Source organism: Neorhizobium petrolearium (assembly GCF_017873175.1).
In the GTDB taxonomy this organism is placed as follows: domain Bacteria; phylum Pseudomonadota; class Alphaproteobacteria; order Rhizobiales; family Rhizobiaceae; genus Neorhizobium; species Neorhizobium petrolearium.
This window is the reverse complement of the sequence record NZ_JAGGJW010000051.1, coordinates 1-1,972: the sequence shown is the minus strand read 5'-3', so window position 1 is coordinate 1,972 and position 1,972 is coordinate 1. Positions and strand designations below refer to the sequence as shown.

Sequence of the window (1,972 nt, the reverse complement as noted above, 5' to 3'; positions counted from 1 at the left end):
TGGCCGGCCTCCTGCACCGGCCTGAATGGTGAATCTGATTTGCTCACAAAAGGGAATCCCCATGCCGATTCCGCCTAAATTCATCCCGCTCTAGTCTCTGACGAGCTCATTGTGAGGCTCTGATGCGGGCGGCATAGGCCCATGGCATCAGGGCGTCGATGTCTTTGGCGAGGTGGCCGTTTGCTAGGCGGGTGAAGAGGTCGCAAAGATAGGCGTAAGGTTCAACGCCGTTCATTTTGCAAGTGCCGATCAGACTGGCAAACCGAGCCCAATTGCGGCCCCCTTCATCGTGCCCCGCAAAGAGCGCATTGCGGCGGTTCATGGCCGGGCGGCGGATCGCGTTTTCCACCAGGTTGGAGTCAATATCGACATGGCCGTCGTCCAGGAACAGCCGGAAGCCGTCTTGTCGTTTTAGCATATAGGCCAGGGCTTTTCCGAGGTCAGATTTGCGTGAGACGCGCGCGGCCTGGGCTGCCAGCCAGGTGAAGAACTCGTCCACCAGCGGGAGGGACAGGTCCTGTCGAACGGCCCGGCGATGTTCGGAGTCTGAGCCCCGGATACTGTCTTCGATCTTGTAGAGCGCGGAGATGCGCACCAGCGCCTCGTCGACAATGGGCGATCCGCTCTTCGGCGTCGCCTTGATCAGCTTTCTGCGCCCGTGCGCCCAGCAGAAAGCCAGCTTCAAGGGATCGCCACCCATCCGGTCCGACGTGGCGAGGTGAGAGTAACCACCGTAGGCATCGACCTGGATCGTACCGTTGAACCCGGCGAGAATTTCAGCGGCATATTCTCCTTTACGCCCGGGCCGATAATGGAACACCACACCTGACGGAGCAGAACCATTCCAGCCGCGGTCGTCGCGCAGCACGGCCCAGAGATAGCCGGTCTTTGTCTTGCCTCGCCCAGGATCCAGCACCGGGGCCGTCGTTTCGTCGACATAGAGGCGCGTGCTTTCCCACAGCAGCCGTTTGGCCATATGGTCGACCACCGGTGCGATTTCGCTGCCCGTGCGCCCCATCCAATCGGCCAGGACCGTGCGGTCTATCGGCACCCCGTGTCGCGCCATGACCTCAGCCTGCCGGTTGAGCGGCATATGTTCGGAATGCTTGGAGACGGCAATCTCCGCCAGAAGGGCTTCGGTCGGCCAGCTCCCTTCCAAAAGATGTGCCGGCGCTTTGGCCTGGAGGACGCCCGTTCGACCCTTGGGGCATGCGTATTTCGGGCGGATCGTGACGATCACCTCGTAGCGCGCCGGGATCCGGTCGAGCCGTTCCGTCCGATCCTCGCCGATCCGGACCATGTTGCCGCAACCGCAGGGACAAGCGATGCTCTCGGGCTCGATCACGCGCTCGACCCGCGGCAGGTGTTCGGGCAGTGCACGGGCCTTCCGCTCCTTGCGAGAAACGGCCTTGTCCGGATCGCCAACCTCTCCAGGATTGATTGCGCTGGCTTCGATCTTCTTCTCGACGGCGGCGATCCGCGCCTGTGTTTCGGCAATCGCCGTTTCAAGGTCTTCCAGCGCCAGTTCCATCTGCGTCGGATCTAGCTTTTCCGATTTCGGCCCGAACTTCGTGCGCCGATAGTCGTGAACCTGCCCCTCAAGCTTCTCGATCAGTTCCTTCAACTCGGAGATGAACGCGTCCTTTTCGGCCACCACAGCCTGCTCATGCTGACGTGCAGCACGCTCGACCGACAGCTCGAACTGCATCGCCGCAAACGCCTTCACCACCTCTGGCGGAAGGTCCGGAAACAGGCTGAGATCAAGGGGCGATGACATGCGCCCTTATAGCAAGGCAGCACGGAAAAGCCAAATAAAACAATGCAAAGGCGGCCGGATATTCACCCTGCCGCCGACGGCGCGGTCACTCGTTGCGCCATCACCCGCCGCCAGTCGAGGCCTTCGAACAATGCCTCATATTGCCCCCTGGAAAGACGCATCGTCCCATCCTGAACCTTGGGCCAGGCAAAGCTT

Annotated in this window: 1 protein-coding gene; it reads right to left on the bottom strand. The window is 61.3% G+C overall.

The features are described 5' to 3' along the window. Positions 1–106: 106 nt before the first annotated feature. Positions 107–1,777 carry an IS66 family transposase gene (tnpC, locus tag J2046_RS33570; RefSeq protein ID WP_210059128.1) on the bottom strand — a complete coding sequence of 557 codons (1,671 nt, stop codon included), beginning with the start codon at positions 1,775–1,777 and terminating at the stop codon, positions 107–109. Positions 1,778–1,972 lie beyond the last annotated feature (195 nt).

What these genes read in the sequence shown, in the direction of transcription:
- tnpC (WP_210059128.1), bottom strand. Translation starts at nt 1,777, where the DNA reads ATGTCATCGCCCCTTGATCTCAGCCTGTTTCCGGACCTTCCGCCAGAG.